18 protein-coding genes and 1 pseudogene are annotated in these 20881 nt (G+C 67.7%); 12 read left to right on the top strand and 7 right to left on the bottom strand.

Annotated elements, in window-relative coordinates:
• Positions 1–24: 24 nt before the first annotated feature.
• Entirely contained in the window at positions 25–462 is a 438-nt protein-coding gene (locus O3139_RS11330; protein ID WP_269514176.1) for a biopolymer transporter ExbD, read from the bottom strand.
• A gap of 148 nt (positions 463–610) precedes the next feature.
• Positions 611–1225 (bottom strand): GTP cyclohydrolase I FolE, encoded by a 615-nt coding sequence (gene folE, locus O3139_RS11325; protein WP_269514175.1) that lies wholly within the window; start codon positions 1223–1225, stop codon positions 611–613.
• Between the two features lie 153 nt (positions 1226–1378).
• On the opposite strand from folE, the gene cysS reads away from it, so the two are divergent.
• Complete coding sequence (gene cysS, locus O3139_RS11320) at positions 1379–2788, top strand: cysteine--tRNA ligase (protein WP_269514174.1); 1410 nt, start codon at positions 1379–1381, stop codon at positions 2786–2788.
• Positions 2789–2938: 150 nt separating this feature from the next.
• Here the strand turns inward: cysS and O3139_RS11315 are convergent, their stop codons facing one another.
• Positions 2939–4225: a lytic murein transglycosylase gene (locus O3139_RS11315; RefSeq protein ID WP_269514173.1), complete on the bottom strand. Its 1287-nt coding sequence runs from the start codon at positions 4223–4225 to the stop codon at positions 2939–2941.
• A gap of 385 nt (positions 4226–4610) precedes the next feature.
• Between O3139_RS11315 and O3139_RS11310 the strand changes: the two genes are divergently transcribed.
• Entirely contained in the window at positions 4611–5714 is a 1104-nt protein-coding gene (locus O3139_RS11310; RefSeq protein ID WP_269514172.1) for an acyltransferase family protein, read from the top strand.
• Positions 5715–5728: 14 nt separating this feature from the next.
• Positions 5729–6148 carry a DUF1801 domain-containing protein gene (locus tag O3139_RS11305; RefSeq protein ID WP_269514171.1) on the top strand — a complete coding sequence of 140 codons (420 nt, stop codon included), beginning with the start codon at positions 5729–5731 and terminating at the stop codon, positions 6146–6148.
• A gap of 2 nt (positions 6149–6150) precedes the next feature.
• Here O3139_RS11305 and O3139_RS11300 read toward each other — a convergent pair whose 3' ends face one another.
• The gene (locus O3139_RS11300; RefSeq protein ID WP_269514170.1) at positions 6151–6375 is read right to left on the bottom strand and encodes a hypothetical protein; all 225 of its coding nucleotides are present in this window, start codon (positions 6373–6375) and stop codon (positions 6151–6153) included.
• 91 nt (positions 6376–6466) lie between these two features.
• On the opposite strand from O3139_RS11300, the gene O3139_RS11295 reads away from it, so the two are divergent.
• On the top strand, positions 6467–7465 hold the full coding sequence (locus O3139_RS11295; RefSeq protein WP_269514169.1) for a helix-turn-helix transcriptional regulator: 999 nt from the start codon (positions 6467–6469) through the stop codon (positions 7463–7465).
• A 109-nt stretch (positions 7466–7574) separates the two neighbouring features.
• Here O3139_RS11295 and O3139_RS11290 read toward each other — a convergent pair whose 3' ends face one another.
• Positions 7575–9002, bottom strand: a complete 1428-nt coding sequence (locus O3139_RS11290; protein WP_269514168.1) for a helix-turn-helix domain-containing protein — start codon at positions 9000–9002, stop codon at positions 7575–7577.
• Between the two features lie 160 nt (positions 9003–9162).
• Between O3139_RS11290 and aceA the strand changes: the two genes are divergently transcribed.
• On the top strand, positions 9163–10443 hold the full coding sequence (gene aceA, locus O3139_RS11285) for an isocitrate lyase (RefSeq protein ID WP_269514167.1): 1281 nt from the start codon (positions 9163–9165) through the stop codon (positions 10441–10443).
• 20 nt (positions 10444–10463) lie between these two features.
• Positions 10464–10673: a hypothetical protein gene (locus O3139_RS11280; protein WP_209320292.1), complete on the top strand. Its 210-nt coding sequence runs from the start codon at positions 10464–10466 to the stop codon at positions 10671–10673.
• Between the two features lie 6 nt (positions 10674–10679).
• On the opposite strand, the gene O3139_RS11275 is transcribed toward O3139_RS11280, so the two are convergent.
• On the bottom strand, positions 10680–12938 hold the full coding sequence (locus O3139_RS11275; protein WP_269516479.1) for an ATP-binding protein: 2259 nt from the start codon (positions 12936–12938) through the stop codon (positions 10680–10682).
• Positions 12939–13141: 203 nt separating this feature from the next.
• Between O3139_RS11275 and O3139_RS11270 the strand changes: the two genes are divergently transcribed.
• The 6 genes and pseudogenes from O3139_RS11270 to phoB all read left to right on the top strand — a co-directional run bounded on the left by O3139_RS11270 (position 13142) and on the right by phoB (position 19817).
• Positions 13142–14524, top strand: coding sequence for an ATP-binding protein (locus tag O3139_RS11270; RefSeq protein ID WP_269514166.1), 1383 nt, complete (start codon positions 13142–13144; stop codon positions 14522–14524).
• A gap of 150 nt (positions 14525–14674) precedes the next feature.
• Positions 14675–16117 carry a phosphate ABC transporter permease subunit PstC gene (pstC, locus tag O3139_RS11265; RefSeq protein WP_269516478.1) on the top strand — a complete coding sequence of 481 codons (1443 nt, stop codon included), beginning with the start codon at positions 14675–14677 and terminating at the stop codon, positions 16115–16117.
• A pseudogene (gene pstA, locus O3139_RS11260) lies at positions 16110–17406 on the top strand (phosphate ABC transporter permease PstA). The gene pstC and the pseudogene pstA overlap by 8 nt, the downstream one beginning before the upstream one ends.
• A gap of 4 nt (positions 17407–17410) precedes the next feature.
• Complete coding sequence (gene pstB / locus O3139_RS11255; protein ID WP_269514165.1) at positions 17411–18379, top strand: phosphate ABC transporter ATP-binding protein PstB; 969 nt, start codon at positions 17411–17413, stop codon at positions 18377–18379.
• Positions 18376–19116 (top strand): phosphate signaling complex protein PhoU, encoded by a 741-nt coding sequence (gene phoU, locus O3139_RS11250; RefSeq protein ID WP_269514164.1) that lies wholly within the window; start codon positions 18376–18378, stop codon positions 19114–19116. Before pstB ends, phoU begins: the two co-directional genes overlap by 4 nt.
• An 11-nt stretch (positions 19117–19127) precedes the next feature.
• Entirely contained in the window at positions 19128–19817 is a 690-nt protein-coding gene (gene phoB / locus O3139_RS11245) for a phosphate regulon transcriptional regulator PhoB (protein WP_269514163.1), read from the top strand.
• Here phoB and O3139_RS11240 read toward each other — a convergent pair.
• Positions 19814–20755: an Hsp33 family molecular chaperone gene (locus O3139_RS11240; RefSeq protein ID WP_269514162.1), complete on the bottom strand. Its 942-nt coding sequence runs from the start codon at positions 20753–20755 to the stop codon at positions 19814–19816. The two genes, phoB and O3139_RS11240, sit on opposite strands and share 4 nt — an antisense overlap.
• Positions 20756–20881 lie beyond the last annotated feature (126 nt).

Below are 20881 nucleotides of genomic sequence, written 5' to 3'. Positions count from 1 at the left end.
TGTTCGGGTAGATGATGACGCCGCCTATTCGATGTCTTCGTTCAGCAGGCCGACCTTGTAGAAGCCCTGTTCCTGCAGCGCGTTCATGACTTCCATGAACTGGTTGTATTTCACTTCCGGCTCGGCGCGCACGAAGATCCGCTCTTCCTTGCAGCCCGGATTGCCGCCACCCAGGGCCGCGCACACGTCAGGGACCAGGGTCTCGAGGACCGTCTGCTTGTCGGCGATGAAGATCGAGCCGCTTTCCTGGATGGAAATATAGACCGGTTCCTTTTGCTCGACGCTGGGGTCCGGCGGAGTCGCCGGCGGCAGGTCGAGGCGGATCGACACGGTGGCCAACGGTGCAGCCACCATGAAGATGATCAGCAGCACCAGCATGATATCGACGAACGGCGTGACGTTGATGTCCGCGTTCTGCTCGATGGTCTTGCCACCCTGCGAGCCTGAGAGCTTGGCAGCCATAGGAAGTCTTCTCCATGCAGGCTCAGGGCACGGGCCACGAGCGACGCTATACGGTTCGAACGGTTTCTGGCGTCTGGCGCCCGGCTTGTAAAGCGGTCTCGGGCGTCCGTCGGTTCCGTCGGCTTCGTTTTCGCCGATCAGGCGAAGATCAGCCCTTTGACAGCTTCAGGAAGCGCTCGATCAGGGCCGGATCCGACTTGAACCGGCCGGTGAACCGCGTCGTGATGGTCGAGACGTGGCGGTGGTGCACGCCGCGCGTCGTCATGCACTGGTGCTCGGCATCGATCAGCACGGCGACCCCGGCCGGCGACAGGTGATCCTCCAGCGCGCCCGCGATCTCCTGCGTCAGGGTTTCCTGGGTCTGCAGGCGCTTGGAGAAGATCTCCACCACACGCGCGATCTTGGAGATGCCCACGACCTTCTCGGTCGGCAGATAGGCGACATAGGCCTTGCCGAGGAAAGGGGCCATGTGGTGCTCGCAATGGCTTTCGACCTCGATGTCGCGCAGCAGCACCATGTCGTCATAGCCCTGCACATCCTCGAACGTGCGGCTCAGTTCCTTGGCCGGGTCGGCGGTATAGCCCTCGAACCATTCGCCGTAAGCGTCCACGACGCGCTTGGGCGTGTCCAGCAGGCCCTCGCGATCGGGATTGTCGCCGGACCATGCGATCAGGGTGCGGACGGCCGCCAGGGCCTCCTCGCGCGTCGGACGGGTCAGATGATCGTTGCCGACGAGGGTCGGCCTGGAGGCGTGTGCGTCCATAAGATGATTTCAGCGACCAGTAGCGCCGGGACGAAGGTCCCGGATTGACGCGCGTCGCTCTCCCTGTTCTTGGCCGCGGCTATCCGCCGGGCAGACACGGCTATATGGGACACTGGCTCCGTCCCGCAAGAAAACGAACTGCAACGCTTCAAAATGACGCTTTTCCTTCACGACACCCTGCAACGCCAGAAACGGGCCTTCGTGCCGCGCGATCCCGGGCGCGTGACCCTCTATGTCTGCGGGCCGACGGTCTATGACTTTGCCCACATCGGAAATGCGCGGCCGCCGGTGGTGTTCGATGTGCTGGTGCGGCTGCTGCGGCGCGAATACGGAGCCGACAGCGTCGTCTATGCCCGCAACGTCACCGACGTGGACGACAAGATCAACGCCCGTGCCTTCAGGGAAGGGGTGCCGATCGGCGAGGTCACGGCCCGCTACGAGGCCGCCTATCTGGCCGACATGATGGCGCTGAACGTCACGCCGCCCGACATCGCCCCCCACGTCACCGACCATATGGACGCCATCGTCCGGCAGATCGGCCAGATCGTCGACCAGGGCTGCGCCTATGTGGCCGAGGGGCATGTGCTGTTCGACGTGTCCAGCTATCCGGCCTATGGCGCGCTGTCGGGCCGGAACCTAGACGACATGATCGCGGGTGCCCGGGTCGAGGTCGCCCCCTACAAGAAGAACCCGCACGACTTCGTCCTGTGGAAGCCCTCGAAAGCGGACGAGCCGTCGTGGCCATCACCGTGGGGCGAGGGGCGGCCCGGCTGGCACATCGAATGCTCGGCCATGATCGAACAGGTCCTGGGCCTGCCGATCGACATCCACGGTGGCGGCATCGACCTGGTGTTTCCCCACCATGAGAACGAGATTGCGCAAGGGGTCTGCGCCCACGGCCATGCCCACGGCGATCACGCCCATGCGGAATACAGCCGCTACTGGATGCACAACGGTTTCCTGACCGTCGATGCGGAAAAGATGTCCAAGTCGGTCGGCAACGTCCTGCTGCTGCACGACCTGGTGCAGACCATGCCGGGCGAGGTGGTGCGCTGGGCCCTGCTGAGCGCGCACTACCGCCAGCCGCTGGACTGGAACCAGTCGCTGCTGGACCAGTCGCGAAAGAACCTGGACCGCCTGTACGGCGCGCTGCGGCGGGCTGCTGATGTCGCGCCGCTCGGCGACATGCCGTCGCCGGAGTTCCTGACGGCCATCTCCGACGACCTGAACACGCCCGGAGCCATGGCCACCCTGTTCGCCCTGTCCAGCGAGATCGAACGCGCGATGACGGCGGGCGATCACCATGCGGTCGGCATTGCCAAGGCCGAGCTGCTGGCTTCGGGCCGCATCCTGGGCGTGCTGCTGTCCACGCCGGACCAGTGGTTCGAGGGTGGGGCCGACGATGCCCTGAAGGCTGAGGTCGAGGCATTGCTGGCCCAGCGCGTCACCGCGCGGGCTGAAAAGAACTGGGCCGAGGCGGATCGCATCCGCGACCGGCTGACGGCGCTGAATGTCGTGGTGATGGACGGCCCGACCGGGGCGACCTGGCGGTTGAAGGAGTAGGGCGGCCGTCTCCCTCCCCTTTATGGGGAGGGTCGTCGCGAAGCGACGGGGTGGGGGCGGCAAGGCAGGTCCTTGAGGCCTGCCTTGCCGCCCCCACCCGGTCTCCGCTTCGCTCCGACCACCCTCCCCCGCGGGGGAGGGAGAAGGGCATCACATCCCGCGCATCAGCTCGTCGGCGATCGCGGCCGTCAGGTAGCCGTCGGCGATCCGCCCGTTGGCGATCTGCCATTGCCGGAGCGCCCGTCGCGTGCCCGAGCCGATGACGCCGTCGATGGCACCGGGGTCGTAGCCCATGCGTGCCAGGGCCGTCTGGGCTCCGAAACGCTGCTCGCGCGAGATTGGCCCGTCGTTCGGCCATGTGCCGACCAGGCCCGGCTTGCCCGCGACGCCGTCGGCGGTCAGTCCGATCGCCAGGGCATAGCTGGCCGAGTTGTTGTAGCGCCGGATGACGTAATGGTTGGGAAGGGCCAGGAAGGCCGCGCCGCGCGCGCCCTGCGGCAGCAGGATCGTGCCCCGCTCGGCAGCCTCTTCGGCGGTCGGCGCGCCGCCGTGGGCCAGGGTCACGCCGCGCCGGGCCCAGTCGCTCCAGGGACGGCCGTCCGCCTCGGCCAGCGAATAGTCGAAGCCCGCGGGCAGCACGACCTCATAGCCCCAGGCCTGACCGCGTTTCCAGCCGGCCTGGGCCAGCAGGTTGGCGGCTGAGGCCAGGGCATCGGCGTCCGTGCCCCAGATGTCGACCCGACCGTCGCCGTTCTGGTCGACGCCCAGCCGCAGATAGTTGTCGGGCATGAACTGGGTCTGGCCCATGGCCCCGGCCCAGCTGCCCAGCAGGCCCGCGCGCTCGCGCCGGCCGTCGATGACGATGTCCAGCGCGTCCTTCAGCTGACCTTCGGCCCAGTCCCGGCGGCGTCCCTCGAAGGCCAGGGTGGCGAGCGAGCGGATCACGTCGCTGTTGCCCTGGACCTGGCCGAAGCTGGATTCATTGCCCCAGATGGCGACCAGGATCTCGGCCGGAACGCCATATTGCCGGGTCACGCCCCACGGCACGGCATCGATGCGACGGCGTGCCTCGGCGATCCGCGCGGCCGAGGCGGCGTTCGAGATATAGGCTCCGGCCGGGCGGCTGAACTCCGGCTGGTTGCCGTCCAGACGGATGACCTCGGGGTCGGGCGTCAGATTGGCCAGCTGCTGTTCGTACTGGGCGCGCCGAGCGCCGCCCTTCCTGTTCAGAAAGCCCTGCTTCCAGCCCTCGAATCCCGGCTGATCCACGCCGCTGGTCTGGGCCGGGGCGGGCGGTGGCGTCGTGGCCGACCCGGCTTCGCGTGGCGGCTGGCTCGCGGGGACCGGCGCGGGCGGCGCGACGGGTGGAGCCTCCGGCAGCATGGGCGCGCAGGCCGAGACGCAGGCGATCAGGGCAAGGCGATAGTCGAAACGCATGAAATCTTGAGTCTCCACGGCCGGTTCGGCCTGCCACTGGTCCATACAAATAGCGCGCCACTATGGCCAACCGTTGCGGCAAGAGGGTGAACGCGTCGTCAACCGTGTTCGCAAGGACACTTTCAAACCCTGCCGGTCATAATGTTCGGGCTCTCGGACACGGCCTGGTGGCGGAGGGGCGACGCAACGGGTGTGCAAGCCCGTAGACCCTCCGTTCAACTCGGAGGCCAGGCCTCCATCCCCTTTTCAGGGACGCTACCGCTCGGCTCGCGGAGCCTCGCTGCCTGAGCCCAATACAGGCGCTACCGCTCGCGACGCGGTCGCTCGCTGTCTGGGCGCGGTTTGGGCGCTACCGTTTACGGAACGGTGGCGCTATCACGACCGCGTGAACGCCGCCGCTGCCATTCCCCGCCGTTTCGAGGCTCTCGATTCCCTGCGCGGCATCTGCGCCGTGCTTGTGGTGACATTCCACATGCCGGTCGCCAGCCACTGGCGCGACTGGGGTCTGGTCCAGCACGGCTATCTGTTCGTCGACTATTTCTTCGTCCTGTCCGGCTTCGTCATCGCCCACGCCTATTCCGGTCGGCTGAAGACGCCCCGCGACGCCGGACGGTTCATGGTGCGCCGGCTGGGTCGGGTCTGGCCGCTGCACGTGCTGATGCTGGCCGCCTTCATCGGGCTGGAGCTGGCCCGGCTGTGGTTCCATATCGACGGCGCGCCGCCGTTCGTGCGCGACCGGTCGGTGGAGGCGATCTTCGCCAACCTGCTGCTGGTTCAGGCCTGGCACACCCTGCCGTTCCTGACCTGGAACGGCCCGGCCTGGACGCTGAGCGCCGAAGTCGCCTGCTATCTGATCTTCGCGGGGCTCGTGCTGGTCGCGCCCCGGAGGTTCCGGTGGATCGGGGCGATCCTGGCCCTGATCGGCGCCGTCATGGTCCTGGCCTGGGCCCGGCGCTGGATGAACACCACCTATGACTTCGCCGTGCCGCGTGCGGTCTATGGCTTCTTCCTCGGCTGTCTGCTGCAGGGCGTCTGGACCCGCATTCCGCGTCTGACCGGGCATGCGGCGACGGCGCTGGAGCTGGCGGCCGTCGTTGCCATCTGCCTCTTCATCGGGTGGGCCACCGGGCCGATCACCGTCGCCGTGACGCTGATTTTCCTCGTCCTCGTCTGGGTCTTCGCGGGCGAGGAGGGGGCCCTGTCCAGAGGGCTGGACCACCCCGCCCTGGTCACCCTGGGCCGCTGGTCGTTCGCCATCTACATGGTCCATATGTTCGTGCTGACGGTGCTGATGATCGTCGCGCGCAGGATCGATTGGGTGCCCGGCGGGCGGCGTATCGACTTCGGCGCCGTCTGGATCAATGATCTGTTCGCCGTGGCCCTGTTCGGCCTGATCCTGTTGCTGGCCCTGGTCGCGCACCGCCTGGTCGAGACCCCCGCCCAGCGCCTGATCGACCGCTGGACGGCGCGGCCGAAGGTGGAGCTCTGACGAGGAGGCGAGGTGTGGCTGAGGCAAAGACCAGACCGACGGCCGTGTCGGTCGAGGATTTCATCACGGCGGTCGAGGACCCCCGGCGGCGCGAGGACGCGGCGGCGGTCGTGGCCCTGCTGACCCGGGCGACCGGTCTGGCCCCGACCATGTGGGGATCGTCGATCATCGGCTTCGGCCGCTATCACTATCGTTATGACAGCGGCCACGAGGGCGACGCGCCTCTGGTCGGGTTTGCGCCGCGCAAGGCCAATCTCGTCTTCTACATGGCCGCCACCGAGGACGCCCGCGCCGGGTTCCTGAACCGGCTGGGCAAGCACAAGACCGGCAAGGGCTGCGTCTATGTGAACCGGCTGTCCGACATAGACCCGGACGTTCTGGTCGAGATGGCGCGGGGAAGCATCGAGACGCTTCAGGCCCGCTATCCGGCCTGAAATCAGGCGGCCATGCGCAGTTCGGTGTCCTGCCAGCCACGCGCCTCGTCCCACAGGGCGTCCTCGTCCGAATAGCGGGCCGAGGCGCGGGCGTCGATGACGTCGATCACCTGTTCCTCCAGCCGGTCCCAGATGACGGCCAGATCCGCGCAGCCGTCGGCCTCGCACGGTACGATCAGATAGCGGGTGGAGTTGACGACGGCTTGAGGGGCGAAGGCGTGAACCATGGGACGATCTCCGGTGAGCGATGTCTTGTCGTTGATCGAGGTCTAGGACGGTGATACGTCAAAATCGGACGTATCGGTTGGGAGCGGGCGTGTGAGGCATGACAAGGCGGCCATGGTGCTGGAACTGGCCCGCCGTCTGGCCGCCTCGGCCGAGGGGCTGAGCCTGGACGAGATGGCCCGGGACCTGGACGTCGGCCGTCGCACCGCCGAGCGTATGCGCGACGCCGTGATTGCCCTGTTTCCCGCGACAGAGGAGGTGTCCGATCCGCCGCAGAAGCGCTGGCGCATCCGGGGCGGGCTGTCGGCTTTCGAACAGGCCCCCACCACGACCGAGCTGGTCGAGCTGAACCGGGCCGCGCAGGCCCTGCGGGCGGCGGGCGAGCCGGGCCGCGCGGCGGCGCTGGAGGGACTGGAGCGGAAACTGAAGTCGGCGATGCGATCGACCACCCTGAACCGCCTGGCCCCTGATCTGGAGGCCCTGGTCCGGGCCGAGACGATCGCCGTCCAGGCCGGGCCGCGCCCGGGTGCCGACGAGACCATGCTGGCCACCATCCGGGGTGCCATCCTGGCCCAGTCGCCCCTCGCCTTCACCTATGCCCGGCCCGGGGCGGAGGCGCGCAGGCGGACCGTGGCCCCGTGCGGTGTCATGTTCGGCCGCGCCAACTATCTGGTCGCCGCCGACCGGGACAGCGGCAAGGTCCAGACCTTTCGCCTTGACCGGATGAGCGCGGTCGAGGCCCAGCCCGGCTTTGCCCCGCCGCCCGCCGACTTCGACCTGTCGGCCTTCGCCAGTCAGTCCTTCGGCATCTACCAGGACGAGATCGAGGATGTGGTCCTGTCCGTCACCCCGGCCGGGGCGGCCGAGGCGAGGGGCTGGCGCTGGCACCCGACCCAGTCGCTGGAAGATCAGCCCGACGGCTCCGTCATCGTCCGCTTCCGCGCCTCCGGCATGCGCGAACTGGCCTGGCACCTGTTCACCTGGGGCGACCAGGTGACGATCCTCGCCCCCCACCGGCTGAAGGCCGTCATGGCGGGCGAACTGGCAGCGGCGCAGAGGGCGCTGGAGGGCACGGCGACCGCGCCGGACTAGGGTCAATCGCCATTCAACCTTGTCATCCCGGAAATCGCGCCAGCGATTATCCGGGACGCAGGACGCTCCGGCCATGCCTGACCACATCCGGTTGCGCCGGAAAACGGCCTTACGCCGCCCCGAACGGATAGGGGCTGACCGATTTGGACCAGTCGTCGACGGCCAGAACCCGGTCCACCGGCGGGGCGGCGCGCTCGGCGCAGGGGTGGCGGTGGCACAGGCGGCACGCGGGGCCGATAGGCGTGACCTCGGGGGCCGTCAGGTCCAGCCCGCGCGCATAGACCAGCCGATGCGCGTCCTTCAGCTCGCACCCGAGGCCGATGGCCAGGTCATAGCGTTCGCCAAACCCGTCGTGCCCCTGGCGATCGACGGTGCGGGCCAGGGTGAACCAGCGTCGGCCGTCCGGCGTCTCGATGATCTGTGTGACCAGTCGTTCCGGCGTGCGAAACGCCGAATGCAGCCGCCACCGGGGACAGGCTCCGCCGAACCGCGCGAACGGAAAGGCGCCGGCGGCATAGCGTTTGGACACGTTGCCCGCCTGATCGACCCGCATCAGGAAGAAGGGCACCCCCCGCGCGGTCGGGCGCGACAGGGTCGTCAGGCGATGCGCGACCTGTTCGAACGAGACGGCGAACCGGGTCTGCAGCCGGGCGATGTCATAGCCGGTCGCCTCGGCCATCCTCTGGAAGGCGGCGTAGGGCATCAGGATGGCGGCGGCCAGGGTGTTGGTCAGCGACACCTTCAGCAGGGCCCGCGTCGTCGCATCCGGCGGCCGGGCCGCGTCGGCCAGGGCGTTCAGCCCGGCGTCATGCTCGGCCAGGGCCAGCTGGTAGGCGATGGCGAAGGCGCGCGAGGAATGGTCCAGGGTCTCCGACAGCAGCAGCCGTCGCCGGTGGGGATCGAACCGGCGGGTCCATTCCACCATCACCTCGGCCGGCATGACCTTGACCGCCAGATTGTGTCGCGTGGCCAGCCGGACCCGTGCCAGCGCCTCGCACCCCTCGCCGGTCATGTTCGGATCCAACGCCGCGTGCAGGGTCTCGCCCAGCCCGTCCAGTTCGGGGAAATAGTTGGCGCGGGACTGCACATGGTCGCGCACCCAGTCGGCGGGGGAGGGGGCGTCCGCGGCCTGTCCGCCCTCGATCAGGGCGGCCCGCGTCTTGTCGCGCTGCTCGGCAAAGGCCCGGTACAGCCGAACGATCGCCTCGGCGGCCCCGGGCGCGTCGTCGACCAGCTGCACCAGCTCGTGGCGCGGCACCTCCAGCCCCTTGAACAGGGGATCGGCCAGCACCTCCGCCAGGTCCGCCTCGCCCGCCACCCCCGTCTGGCCCAGTGTCCGCAGGTCGACGTCATAGGCATCGGCCAGCCGCAGCAGCAGCTGGGCCGAGACCGGCCTCTGGTTGCGCTCGATATGGTTCAGATAGCTGGGGGAGACGCCGAGGTCCCCGGCCATGGCCGTCTGGGTCAGGCCCCGGTCGCGCCTCAGCCGCTTGACCCGGGCTCCGAGGAACAGTTTGCGGTCAGCGGAAACATCCATCGGCCCAGCTTGTCACAACATGACCAGAATTCAAGGGTCACATCATGACAAGATGACTTCGCAAGCGGTCAGCTGCGTGTATCAAAAGTGACAGGCCCGTGTTTGATGGTCGGGCCGCAGCGACGTTCGCTCCGGCCATCCCGGATTCCGGAGCCGCGCCATGACCACCTTCGCCGATCTCGTCCCATCCCCCGCCGGTCGTTTCGACGGCATCGAGCGCCCCTATACGCCCGAGGATGTTCTGAAGCTGCGCGGCTCGGTGCCGATCACCCACACCCTGGCCGAGCGCGGTGCCAACCGGCTGTGGGAGCTGCTGCATTCCGAGCCCTACATCAACGCCCTGGGCGCCGTGACCGGCAACCAGGCCATGCAGATGGTCCGCGCGGGCCTGAAGGCCATCTATCTGTCCGGCTGGCAGGTCGCCGCCGACGCCAACACCGCCGGGGCCATGTATCCGGACCAGTCCCTGTACCCGGCCAACGCCGCGCCCGAGCTGTGCCGCCGCATCAACCGCACCCTGCAGCGCGCCGACCAGATCGAGCATGCCGAGGGCGGAGCGAAACGCGACTGGTTCGTGCCGATCGTCGCCGACGCCGAGGCCGGCTTCGGCGGTCCGCTGAACAGCTTCGAGATCATGAAGGCCTTCATCGAGGCGGGGGCCGCCGGCGTCCACTTCGAGGACCAGCTGGCTTCCGAGAAGAAATGCGGCCACCTGGGCGGCAAGGTCCTGATCCCGACCCAGGCCCATGAGCGCAACCTGATCGCCGCCCGCCTGGCCGCCGATGTCATGGGCGCGCCGACGATCACCGTCGCCCGCACCGACGCCGAAAGCGCCCAGCTGATCACCTCCGACATCGACGAGCGCGACCGGCCCTTCATCGACCGCGACAACCGCACGCCCGAGGGCTTCTTCCGCCTGAAGGAAGGCACGGGCCTGGACCACTGCATCGCTCGCGGCCTGGCCTATGCCAACATCGCCGACCTGCTGTGGTGGGAAACCTCCCACCCCGATCTGGACGATGCCAGGCGGTTCGCCGAGGCGGTCCAGAAGCAGTATCCGGGCAAGCTGATGGCCTACAACTGCTCGCCGTCGTTCAACTGGAAGGCCAAGCTGGACGATGCGACCATCGCGAAATTCCAGCGCGAGCTGGGGGCCATGGGCTACAAGTTCCAGTTCGTGACCCTGGCCGGCTTCCATGCCCTGAACAACTCGATGTTCGAGCTGGCGGACGGCTACCGCGACCGTGGCATGGCGGCCTATTCCGAGCTGCAGCAGCGCGAGTTCGCCAACGAGGCCATCGGCTATACGGCGACCCGTCACCAGCGCGAGGTCGGCACCGGCTATTTCGACCAGGTCGCCACCGTCATTTCCAACGGGCAGTCCTCCACGACCGCCATGAAGGAATCCACCGAAACCGCGCAGTTCGTCGCGGCCGAATAGAAACACCAGGAGAGACCCCCATGGACCCGATCAGCCGCCCCCAGGCCATTATCGACTTCTGCCTGGCACCCCTGGACCTGGACCCCGGTTCGGAATCCGAAAAGGAGGTCCGTCGCCGCCTGGAACACGTCATCAAGACCTTCCAGGCCAAGGCCGCCATGCCGGTCGCGGTCGACTTCTCGCGGATGCCGTCACAGGTCATCAACGAAGCCGCCCACGGCTACGAATAGGGCCCGTCAGGCGGCGAGGGCCTGTCTCTCGCCGCCGAGCTCGCTGACGAGGGCGACCAGCTCGGCCGCATCGAAGGGCTTGGACAGATGCCGGTCGGCGCCGGCCGCCTGGCCGGCCGCGATGTGGTCGGGCAGGGCGTTTGCCGTCAGCATGACGATCGGCGTTCGTGTCGCCCCCTGGGACGCCTCATGCAGCCGGATCTCGCGGACGGCCGTCAGCCCGTCCATGACCGGCATCTGCATGTCCATCAGGATCAGATCGAAGGGCTGCGCCTTGACGGCGGCCAATGCCTGGGCCCCGTCCTCGACCGTGACCAGATCGACCGGGGCCTGACCCAGGATCAGCTCCACCACCTTGCGGTTGGTCGGATGGTCGTCGGCGATCAGGACCCGCACGCGGCGCGCGTCCGTATCGACCGGTGACACCGGCTCGATCGACGGGATCGCGGGGGTCTCGGCCGGGATATGGGGCAGGGTCAGGATGAACGCCGAGCCGCCCCCGGCCTCGCTTTCGCAGTCCAGTTGCCCTCCCATCATGTCCGCCAGCTGGCGGCAGATGGCCAGACCCAGGCCCGTGCCCCCGAACCGACGGGTGATCGTGCCATCGGCCTGTTCGAAACGGGTGAACAGTCGCGCCTTGGCCTCCGCGTCGAAACCCACGCCGGTATCCTCGACGGTAAAGCGCAGGATCGCTGCACCGGTCCGGTCGTGCCCGGTGGAGGCCGTCAGACTGACGAACCCCTGCGTCGTGAACTTGACCGCGTTCGACACCAGATTGGTCAGCACCTGTTTGAGCCGAACCACGTCGCCGCGCACCCAGCCCGAGACGGCGGGGTCGATCTCGACAAAGAACTGCAACCCCTTTTCGGCGGCCGGGGTGCCGTAAAGGTGGGCAGCCTCGTTGATCGCGCGCCTCAGGTCGAAAGGCTCGTCCGCGATCTCCAGCCGCCCGGACTCGACGCGGGCCAGGTCGAGGATGTCGCTCAACAGGGTCTGGAGCGTGACGCCCGACGACTGGATCAGGTTCAGCATCTCGCGCTGGTCGTGGGACAGCTCCGTTCGGGCCAGCGCCTGCGTCAGGCCGATGACGCCGTTCAGGGGGGTCCGGATCTCATGGCTCATATTGGCCAGGAACTCGGACTTGGCCCGGTTCGCCGCCTCCGAGGCATCGCGCGCCTCGGCCAGCGCCTGGGCGTCGCGTTTCAGATCGGTGATGTCGTTGACCACGGTGACGATCCCGCCCTGGGCGGTCCTGCGATCCTGAACGCGCAGCCAGCGGTCGCCGGATATCTGCTGTTCCAGCGTATTGGACAGCCGCCGACGCGCGGCAAGCCGCTCTGCGATCCACGCCTGCTCGCGGCCGATCGCCTCAGCATACAGGCCCTGGTCCAGACCGATCTGCAACATGTCGCGAAACCGGACGCCGATCTGCAGCGCCGAGGCCAGCTCGGCGTTGACCTCTGCATAGCGGGCATTCCAGATCAGCAGCCGGTCCTCGGCATCGTAGAACGCCAGGCCGTCGGGCATCGTGTCGATCGCCTCGCGCAGCTGGCTCAGCGAGCTGCTTCGGCCCCACAGGCTCATCACCGTGACCAGCGCGGCTATGGTGACCACGAGCGTCGCGCCGCCGACGACCCACGCCATCATGCCCGTCTGGTCGATCGCCGAGACCGGAACGCCCACGGTCGGATCGGGCACGATGGTCAGGCCCGCCATGCCGCCGAAATGCAAAACGCAGACGCTGGCGACGGCGAAAGCGGTATGGACCGGTATCCGCCACCTGCCGTCACGACGCTTCCAGATCGCGGTGCACAGGGCGATGAGCACGCTCAGCGTCACCGACGCTGCCACCGTCGTCGTGTCCCAGACCGCGACGCCCCCATCGATGCGAAGGGCGGCCATGCCGATGAAATGCATTGCGGCGACGCTGCAGGCCCCAAGGGCGGCCACCAGGGCGCGGGTCAGCCGTGAATCGTTGCTCAGGGTGAGTGCGATGCCCAGGGCCATGCCCACGATGACGATCGCCAGTGAAAGCAGCATCTCGCCTGCGCCGTAATGCAGGGTCTCGGCCGAACGATAGCCGAGCATGGCCAGGAAATGGGTCGCCCAGACCGTCAGCCCTCCGACCACGCCCGCCAGCGAGCCGCAGGCGGCACGATCCCGCTGCGACGAGCGGCGGGCCATACCGATCAGGGTGATGCAGGTTGCCAGTCCAGTGATGCAAACGGCCGCCGCCAGCAGCGTCAGCCGCCAGTCATGCGTCACCGTCAAGCAGTTCAGGAGCCAGGGCAAAGGCGAGTCTTCCCCACACGAAGGACCAGCCTGACCGCAATAGGTAAAAAAAGCGGGTCGGTTTGCCGCGAATCCCTGTTTCGATAATGGAGGTTCGTCATCGCGCCGTATCCGGATGATGCTAGGCAGACCCGTCGGGCCGTAACGCCGACGACTTTCGGAGCGTTTTGCCGTTCATGCCGTTCGATGACACCCCATCCCCGGTCGCGCCCCTGGCGTCTTCGCGCCTGTGGACGTCGGGAACGACGGGTGGGGTCGCGGTGGTTGTGATGCTGGTGATCGCCGCAGCCCGCCCGGATATCGCGCTCTGGCTGGTGGGCGGCGCGTCCATCGTCGCCCTTGTGACCTGGCTCGGCAGCCGGAATCCACAGACGGAACGGCAAACCTCCGTCGCTGACTCGCCGACCTCGGCCGACAGTATCGAGGATGGGCGGCTTCTGGATGCCGTGTTCGAGGCCCTGGACGATCCTGTTCTGATCATCAGCGGGGGTGAGGCCGACGACATCGCGGGGCGTCGCATCGTGCTGGCCAACCGCGCGGCCCGCGACCTGCTCCGGGTGCCACGCGAGGGGATGCTGCTGGTCTCGGCAATGCGGGATCCCAATGTGCTGGAAGCCATCGACGAGGCTCTGTTCGGAGGCATCAGCCGGACCATCGACTATGCGGCCGGGGGGTCGCGTGCGCGCCACTGGAAGGCCTGGGTGCGACCGCTGCCGTCGCCTGGCGGTTCACCGCTGGCCCTGCTGGGGCTGCGCGACGAGACCGATGTGCGTCGCATGGAGCTGATGCGGGTCGATTTCCTGGCCAACGCCAGCCACGAGCTGCGCACGCCACTGGCCTCGCTCAGCGGCTTCATCGAAACCCTCAAGGGCCATGCCCGCGAGGATCCCGCCGCGCGGGACCGGTTCCTCGACATCATGGCGGCCCAGGCCGAGCGCATGAGCCGCCTCGTCGCCGACCTTCTGTCGCTCAGCCGGATCGAGCTGAATGAACACATCCCGCCCTCAGGCCGGGTCGATCTGGGCGGGGCCGCCGCCGATGTGGTCGACGCCTTGAGCGTCCTGTCGCAGGACAAGGGCGTCGCCATCCATCTGGCCGCCGCCGACAGTGCCCGTATCACCGGCGATCGGGACGAAATCCTTCAGGTGATCCAGAATCTGACCGACAACGCGATCAAGTATTCCACGACCGGGTCTATCGTCGAGATTGGCCTGGAGCCCGATCTGGACGCGGAACGCGCCACGGCCTCGCGGATGCCCGGGGCCACCCGGCTGTCGTTGCTGACACCGGATCGCGAGGTCGGCGTCCGCTATGCGGCCATCACCGTGCGGGACCACGGGCCCGGCATGGCACGCGAGCATCTGCCCCGTCTGACGGAGCGGTTCTATCGCGTCGAGGGTCAGAAGAGCGGTGAGCGGGCGGGGACGGGTCTGGGCCTCGCCATCGTCAAACACATCGTCAATCGCCACCGCGGCGGCTTGATCGTCGAAAGCGCGCCGGGCGAGGGCGCGCTGTTCACCGCCTATTTCCCGTTGCTGGTCGAAAAGCGCACGACCTGAAGCCGATAGACCGACGCCGTTGCAGAACTGTCATTCAGTCGTCGTAATCCGCTGACCATCCGCGGGCAGGTTCCGCGCCGACGCCCGCCGATCCCCGGCGGGGTCTGATTCTGGCACGTACGGGTCCAGAATGCGGTGCTCTGGGGCGTGATGATCTGGTTCTTGCTTCCCGTGCTGGCTGTGATGGCGGCGCTGGCCTATGGCCTCGGGCACCGTCGTGCCCAGCGCCTCGCCCGTGATGTGCCGAAGGGGCAGAGCCCCCACTCGCGGCCTCAGCAGCACGGCTATTACGCCCTGATCTGGGTCGCGGTGCCGGCGCTGGTCGTGGTGATCGCGGCCGGCATCTTCTCGGGGGCCATCGAACACAGTCTGGTCGCGGCCGGATCGCCCGAAGCGGTGAACGCGCTCGAGCCGTTCCGCCGCGAGGCCTTCATGAACGACGCCCGCATCGTGGGCGAGGGCGGGCGCGCGCTGCAGGCCTGGCCCGGCGACCTGGGTCAGGCGCTGGTGACCGAAGGCGCCCGGGCCGGCCGCATCCACGATACGCTGGTCTGGGGTGCCGTGGCCGCCGCGATCGTGGCCGCGATCATGGGCGGCCTGTTCGCCTACAGCCAGATCAAGCCGGGGTTGCGTGCTCGAAACCGGGTCGAAGGCTGGATTGGCGGCGCGCTGTTCGCCTGTTCGGCCGTGGCGATCCTGACGACCGTCGGCATCGTCTTCTCCCTGCTGTGGGACAGCCTTCGGTTCTTCCAGGCCGTGCCGGTCGTCGACTTCCTGTTCGGCACCCAGTGGAGCCCGCAGATCGCGATCCGCGCCGATCAGGTGGGATCGTCCGGTGCCTTCGGAGCCGTTCCCCTGTTCGCGGGCACCTTCCTGATCATGCTGATCGCCATGGTCGTGGCCGCACCCGTCGGCCTGTTCTCGGCCATCTATCTGTCGGAATACGCCAGCAGCCTGTCGCGCGGGATCGTCAAGCCGCTGCTCGAAATCCTCGCCGGCGTGCCGACCGTGGTCTACGGCTTCTTCGCGGCCCTGACGGTCGGCCCGGCCTTCCGTGAGTTCTTCAACGGCATCGGGGCCCTGCTGGTCGGTGGCCCGCTGGACGGGATCGGTCAGTATCTGCTGCTGGTCCAGAACCAGATGGCGCTGGTGGCCGGGGCCGTCATGGGCATCATGCTGATCCCGTTCGTGTCTTCCCTGTCCGACGACATCATCAACGCCGTGCCCCAGTCCCTGCGCGACGGTTCCTATGCGATGGGCGCGACCAAATCCGAGACGGTCAAGCGCGTGCTGCTGCCCGCCGCCCTGCCGGGCATCGCGGGGGCGCTGCTGCTGGCCATGTCGCGGGCGATCGGCGAGACCATGATCGTGACCATGGCGGCGGGCCTGGCGGCCAACCTGACGCTGAACCCGCTGGACACGGTGACCACCGTGACCGTCCAGATCGTCACCCTTCTGACCGGCGACCAGGAGTTCGACAGTCCCAAGACGCTCGCCGCCTTCGGCCTGGGTCTGACCCTGTTCCTGGTCACCCTGGTCCTCAACATCGTCGCCCAGCGCATCGTCCAGACCTATCGGGAACAGTATGACTGAGGTCACATCAGATGTTCTGGCCGGAGACGCCCGCGACAGCCTGCTGAAGCGGGGCCTGAAGGCGCGCTATGCCCGCGAGCGCCGGTTCAAGCTTTATGGCCTGCTGGCCATCGGCGTGGCGATCGGCTTCCTGCTGCTGTTGCTCGGCCGCATCGTCGAGCAGGGCCACACGGCCCTTCTATGCCAACCAGATCACCGTGCCGGTCTATATGGACCCCGCCCGGATCGACCGCGCCTATCCGCAGGGCACCAACTTCCAGCAGATGGTCGCCCAGCAGTCGCTGGCGAAGCTGGGCATCACCGACGACGAGCGCGGCTCCAAGGCAACGGCTTACCGTGCCCTGCTGTCTTCGGAACTGAAGTTCCGCGCCGCCGCCATGATCCGCGAGAACCCGGCCCTGATCGGCCAGACGGTGACCGTCACCGCGCCCGTCTCGGACGAGGCGGACCTGTATTACAAGGGCGAGGTCACCCGCGAGACGCCGGCCGACCAGCGCAAGGTCTCCAACGAACAGATGGCCTGGCTGGACGGGCTGAAACGCGACGGCGCGGTCTCGACGACCTTCAACACCCTGCTGTTCACGAACGGCGACTCGACCGAGCCGGAGCTGGCCGGGGTTCTGGGCGCCGTCGTGGGGTCGGCACTGATGCTGATGGTCACCGCCGCTCTGGCCATCCCGCTGGGCGTCGGAGCGGCGGTCTATCTGGAGGAGTTTTCCGGGAAGGGCCGGATCACCGACCTGATCGAGGTCAACATCAACAATCTCGCGGCGGTGCCGTCGATCGTCTACGGCCTGCTGGGGGTGGCGCTGTTCATCAACTGGGCGCATCTGCCGAGATCCTCACCGCTGGTCGGCGGCCTGGTGCTGGCCCTGATGGCCCTGCCGACCATCATCATCGCCACCCGATCGGCCCTGAAGGCGGTGCCGCCCTCGATCCGCGAGGCGGCGCTGGCCATGGGCGCCAGTCGGACCCAGACCGTGTTCCACCACGTCCTGCCGCTCGCCATGCCCGGCGTCCTGACCGGCACCATCATCTCCATGGCCCATGCGCTCGGCGAGACCGCGCCGCTGCTGCTGATCGGCATGGTCAGCTTCGTGCCGGGCATTCCCCATTCGGTGACGGCGCCGACCGGGGCGTTGCCGTCGCTGGTCTACATCTGGGAAAATGCGTCCGAGCGCGCCTTCCACGAACGGACGGCTGCGGCCATCCTGGTCCTCCTCGCCTTCATGATCGTCATGAACGCCGCCGCGATCCTTCTGCGTCGGCGCTTTGAACGCCGGTGGTAAGTCAATGAAATTCCCTTTCTTCCGTGCGCCTGATGGCCGCGAGGGCGGTCCCGCCGATCCGGCCGACGTGACGATGACGGAGGGTCAGACCCTGCCCGCGGCAGAGGCTCCGGCGAACAGCGACCACGACGAATCCGTCCTGACGGCGGAGGCGGACACGGCGGGTGCCGCGGCCGGACGGGTGCCGTCGGTGAAGTCGCCGGCGACGCCTGCCGGGCCGACCAAGATCGCCGCGCGCGATGTGTCTGTCTTCTACGGCGAGAAACAGGCCCTGTTCGATGTCAGCCTCGACATCCCCGACAAGACCGTGACCGCCTTCATCGGCCCATCCGGCTGTGGCAAGTCGACGTTCCTGCGCTGCATCAACCGGATGAACGACACGATCCAGGGCGCCAGGGTCACCGGCAGGATTCTGATGGACGCGCAGGACATCAACGCCAGATCGGTCGATCCGGTCCTGCTGCGGGCCCAGGTCGGCATGGTGTTCCAGAAGCCCAATCCCTTCCCCAAGACGATCTATGAAAACGTCGCCTATGGTCCGCGCATTCACGGCCTGACCTCGTCGAAGGCCGAGATGGATGCCATCGTCGAGAGCGCGCTCAGGAAGGCCGGTCTGTGGGACGAGGTTGCCGACCGCCTGCACTCGGCGGGCACGGGGCTGTCCGGTGGCCAGCAGCAGCGGCTGGTCATTGCCCGCGCCATCGCCGTGCGGCCCGAAGTGATTCTGATGGACGAACCCTGCTCGGCCCTGGATCCGATCGCGACGGCCAAGATCGAGGAACTGATCGACGAACTGCGCGAGCAGTACTGTATCGTCATCGTCACCCATTCGATGGCCCAGGCCGCGCGGGTGTCGCAGCGCACCGCCTTCTTCCACCTCGGACGGCTGGTCGAGCACGGCAATACCGAGGAAATCTTCACGAATCCCCGCGAACGGCGCACGCTGGACTACATTACGGGACGCTTCGGTTGAACCAGCATACGGTCAAGGCCTACGGCGACGAACTGAACCAGCTGACGGCAGAGGTCGCACGCATGGGCGGTCTTGCGGAGGCCCAGGTGGCGGATGCCGTCGAGTCCGTGGCCCGCCGCGATATCGCCCTGGCGCGCGCCGTCGTGGACCGCGACGTCAAGCTGGACGCCATGCACCGGGATATCGAAAAGAAGGCCATCCGTCTGATCGCCCTGCGCCAGCCGGTCGCCTCGGACCTGCGCAAGACCCTGTCGGCCATGAAGCTTTCGACGGACCTGGAACGCACCGGCGACCTGGCCAAGAACATCGCCAAGCGGGCGCTGAGCCTGGCCGAGACCGAGCCGATGCAGCCCCTGACCCGCTCGATCGAGCGGATGGGCAAGCTGGTGTCGATGCGGCTGCGCGACGTCCTGGACGCCTATACCGCCTCCGAGATCGACCGGGCCATGGCCGTCTGGGCCTCGGACGACGAGGTGGACGAGCACTACAATGCCCTGTTCCGCGAACTGCTGACCTACATGATGGGCGATCCGCGCACGATCAGCGCCTGCACCCACCTGTTGTTCATGGCCAAGAACCTGGAACGGATCGGGGACCATGCGACGAACATCGCCGAGGTCATCCACTACGAGATCACCGGCGACGAGATGACCGGCGAACGGCCCCGCTGGACGCCGTCGCCGGGCGACTGGGACGCCGATACCGGCCACCTGCCGACCCCGCCGACGACGAGCTGACGGAGACCGACATGCAGCCCTACATCCTGGTGATGGAAGACGAGGACGCGCTGGCGACCCTGCTTCAGTACAACCTCGAAAAGGAGGGCTATGACGTCGTCGTCGCCGCCGATGGCGAGGAGGGTCTGGTCCAGATCGACGAGCGCCAGCCGGACCTGGTCCTGCTGGACTGGATGCTGCCCAAGGTGTCGGGGATCGAGGTCTGCCGCCGCCTGCGCGGCCGCCCCGAGACCCGCAACCTGCCGGTCATTATGCTGACCGCGCGGGGCGAGGAATCGGATCGGGTGCGCGGTCTGGACACCGGTGCCGACGACTATCTGACCAAGCCCTTCTCGATGACCGAGCTTATCGCCCGCATCCGGGCCGTCCTGCGCCGTATCCGGCCCGGTCTGGCCGACGACCGCGTGGGTCACGGCGACATCATCATCGACCGCGTCGCCCACCGGGTGAAGCGCTCGGGCAAGGAGGTCCATCTGGGCCCGACCGAGTTCCGGCTGCTGGACCACTTCATGCGCCACCCGGGCCGGGTCTTCAGCCGCGAACAACTGCTGGACGCCGTCTGGGGCAGTGACGTCTACGTCGAGGCCCGCACGGTCGACGTCCACGTCGGTCGCCTGCGAAAGGCCCTGAACGTCGATGAAAGCGCCAACCCGATCCGGACGGTCCGATCGGCGGGCTATTCGCTGGATCTGGAAGGCTAGACCGCTTCTGCCGCGACGGCGTCGGGATCCAGCTTGTAGACGCTGGCGCAGTATTCGCATGTCACATGGATCTTGCCGTCCGGCTCGACCATGTCGGCGCGCTCGGCCTCCGAGAACGACCCGAGGACCGACTGGATGCGGTCGGCCGAGCAGCGGCAGATGGCCTTCAGGGCGCGCGGGTCTTCCAGCCGTACGCCGTCCTCGTGGAACAGGCGGAACAGCAGGGTCTCGGGCGTGATCGTGGGGTCGATCAGCTCGTCGTCGCCCAGGGTCTGGAACAGGGCGCGGGTGCGGTCCCAGACTTCTTCGGTCGAGCCACGCGCGTCGTCGGCGGCGATCAGCTGGATCAGCGCCCCGCCCGCGCGCCAGGCCGTGCCGGCCCCGCTCGTGACCGAGCCGACCGCCAGATGCACCCTGGTCGGGATCTGTTCGGACTGGACGAAATAATGCTCGGCCGCCAGCGACAGGCTCTCGCCCTCGATCGGGGTGATGCCCTGGGTGCGCTCGAAGTCGGGTCCGCGATCCAGGGTCATGACGAACACCCCCTGACCCAGCAGAGCCCTGGCGCCCGGGCGGACGAAACCCTTCGAGGCTTCGGCCACCTCGGCTTCATCGAAGCGACAGTAGCCGCGCAGGTGCCCTTCGGTGTCATAGTCGGCGACGACATAGCGGACCGGGCCATCGCCCTGGGCCTGAACGATCAGCCGACCCTCGAACTTCAGCGCCGAACCGACCAGGGCCGCGAGCGCACAGGCCTCGCCCAGCAGGGCCGCGACCGGCTCGGGATAGGCATGGGCCGACAGGATGGTGTCGATCGTCTCTCCCAGGCGGACCAGACGACCGCGCACGGGCCAGCCGTCGATCTGGAAGGCGGCGGCCAGATCGTCGGCGGGGTGGTCGCTGGAGGTGAACGCGGCAGCGGGCTCGTGATCGGTCACGGCGTGTCCTTGGGCAGGGCGAAATATCGAGAAGGCGGCAAGATAGGAAACCGCGAGCGACTTGGTAAGGGTGGGGCAGGGCGTGCTATCCACCGGAACCGCCCTCGGGGCCGCCTCGTTTTCGAT

Source organism: Brevundimonas subvibrioides (assembly GCF_027271155.1).
Classification (GTDB): domain Bacteria; phylum Pseudomonadota; class Alphaproteobacteria; order Caulobacterales; family Caulobacteraceae; genus Brevundimonas; species Brevundimonas subvibrioides_D.
This window is presented reverse-complemented; position numbering and strand designations above follow the sequence as displayed.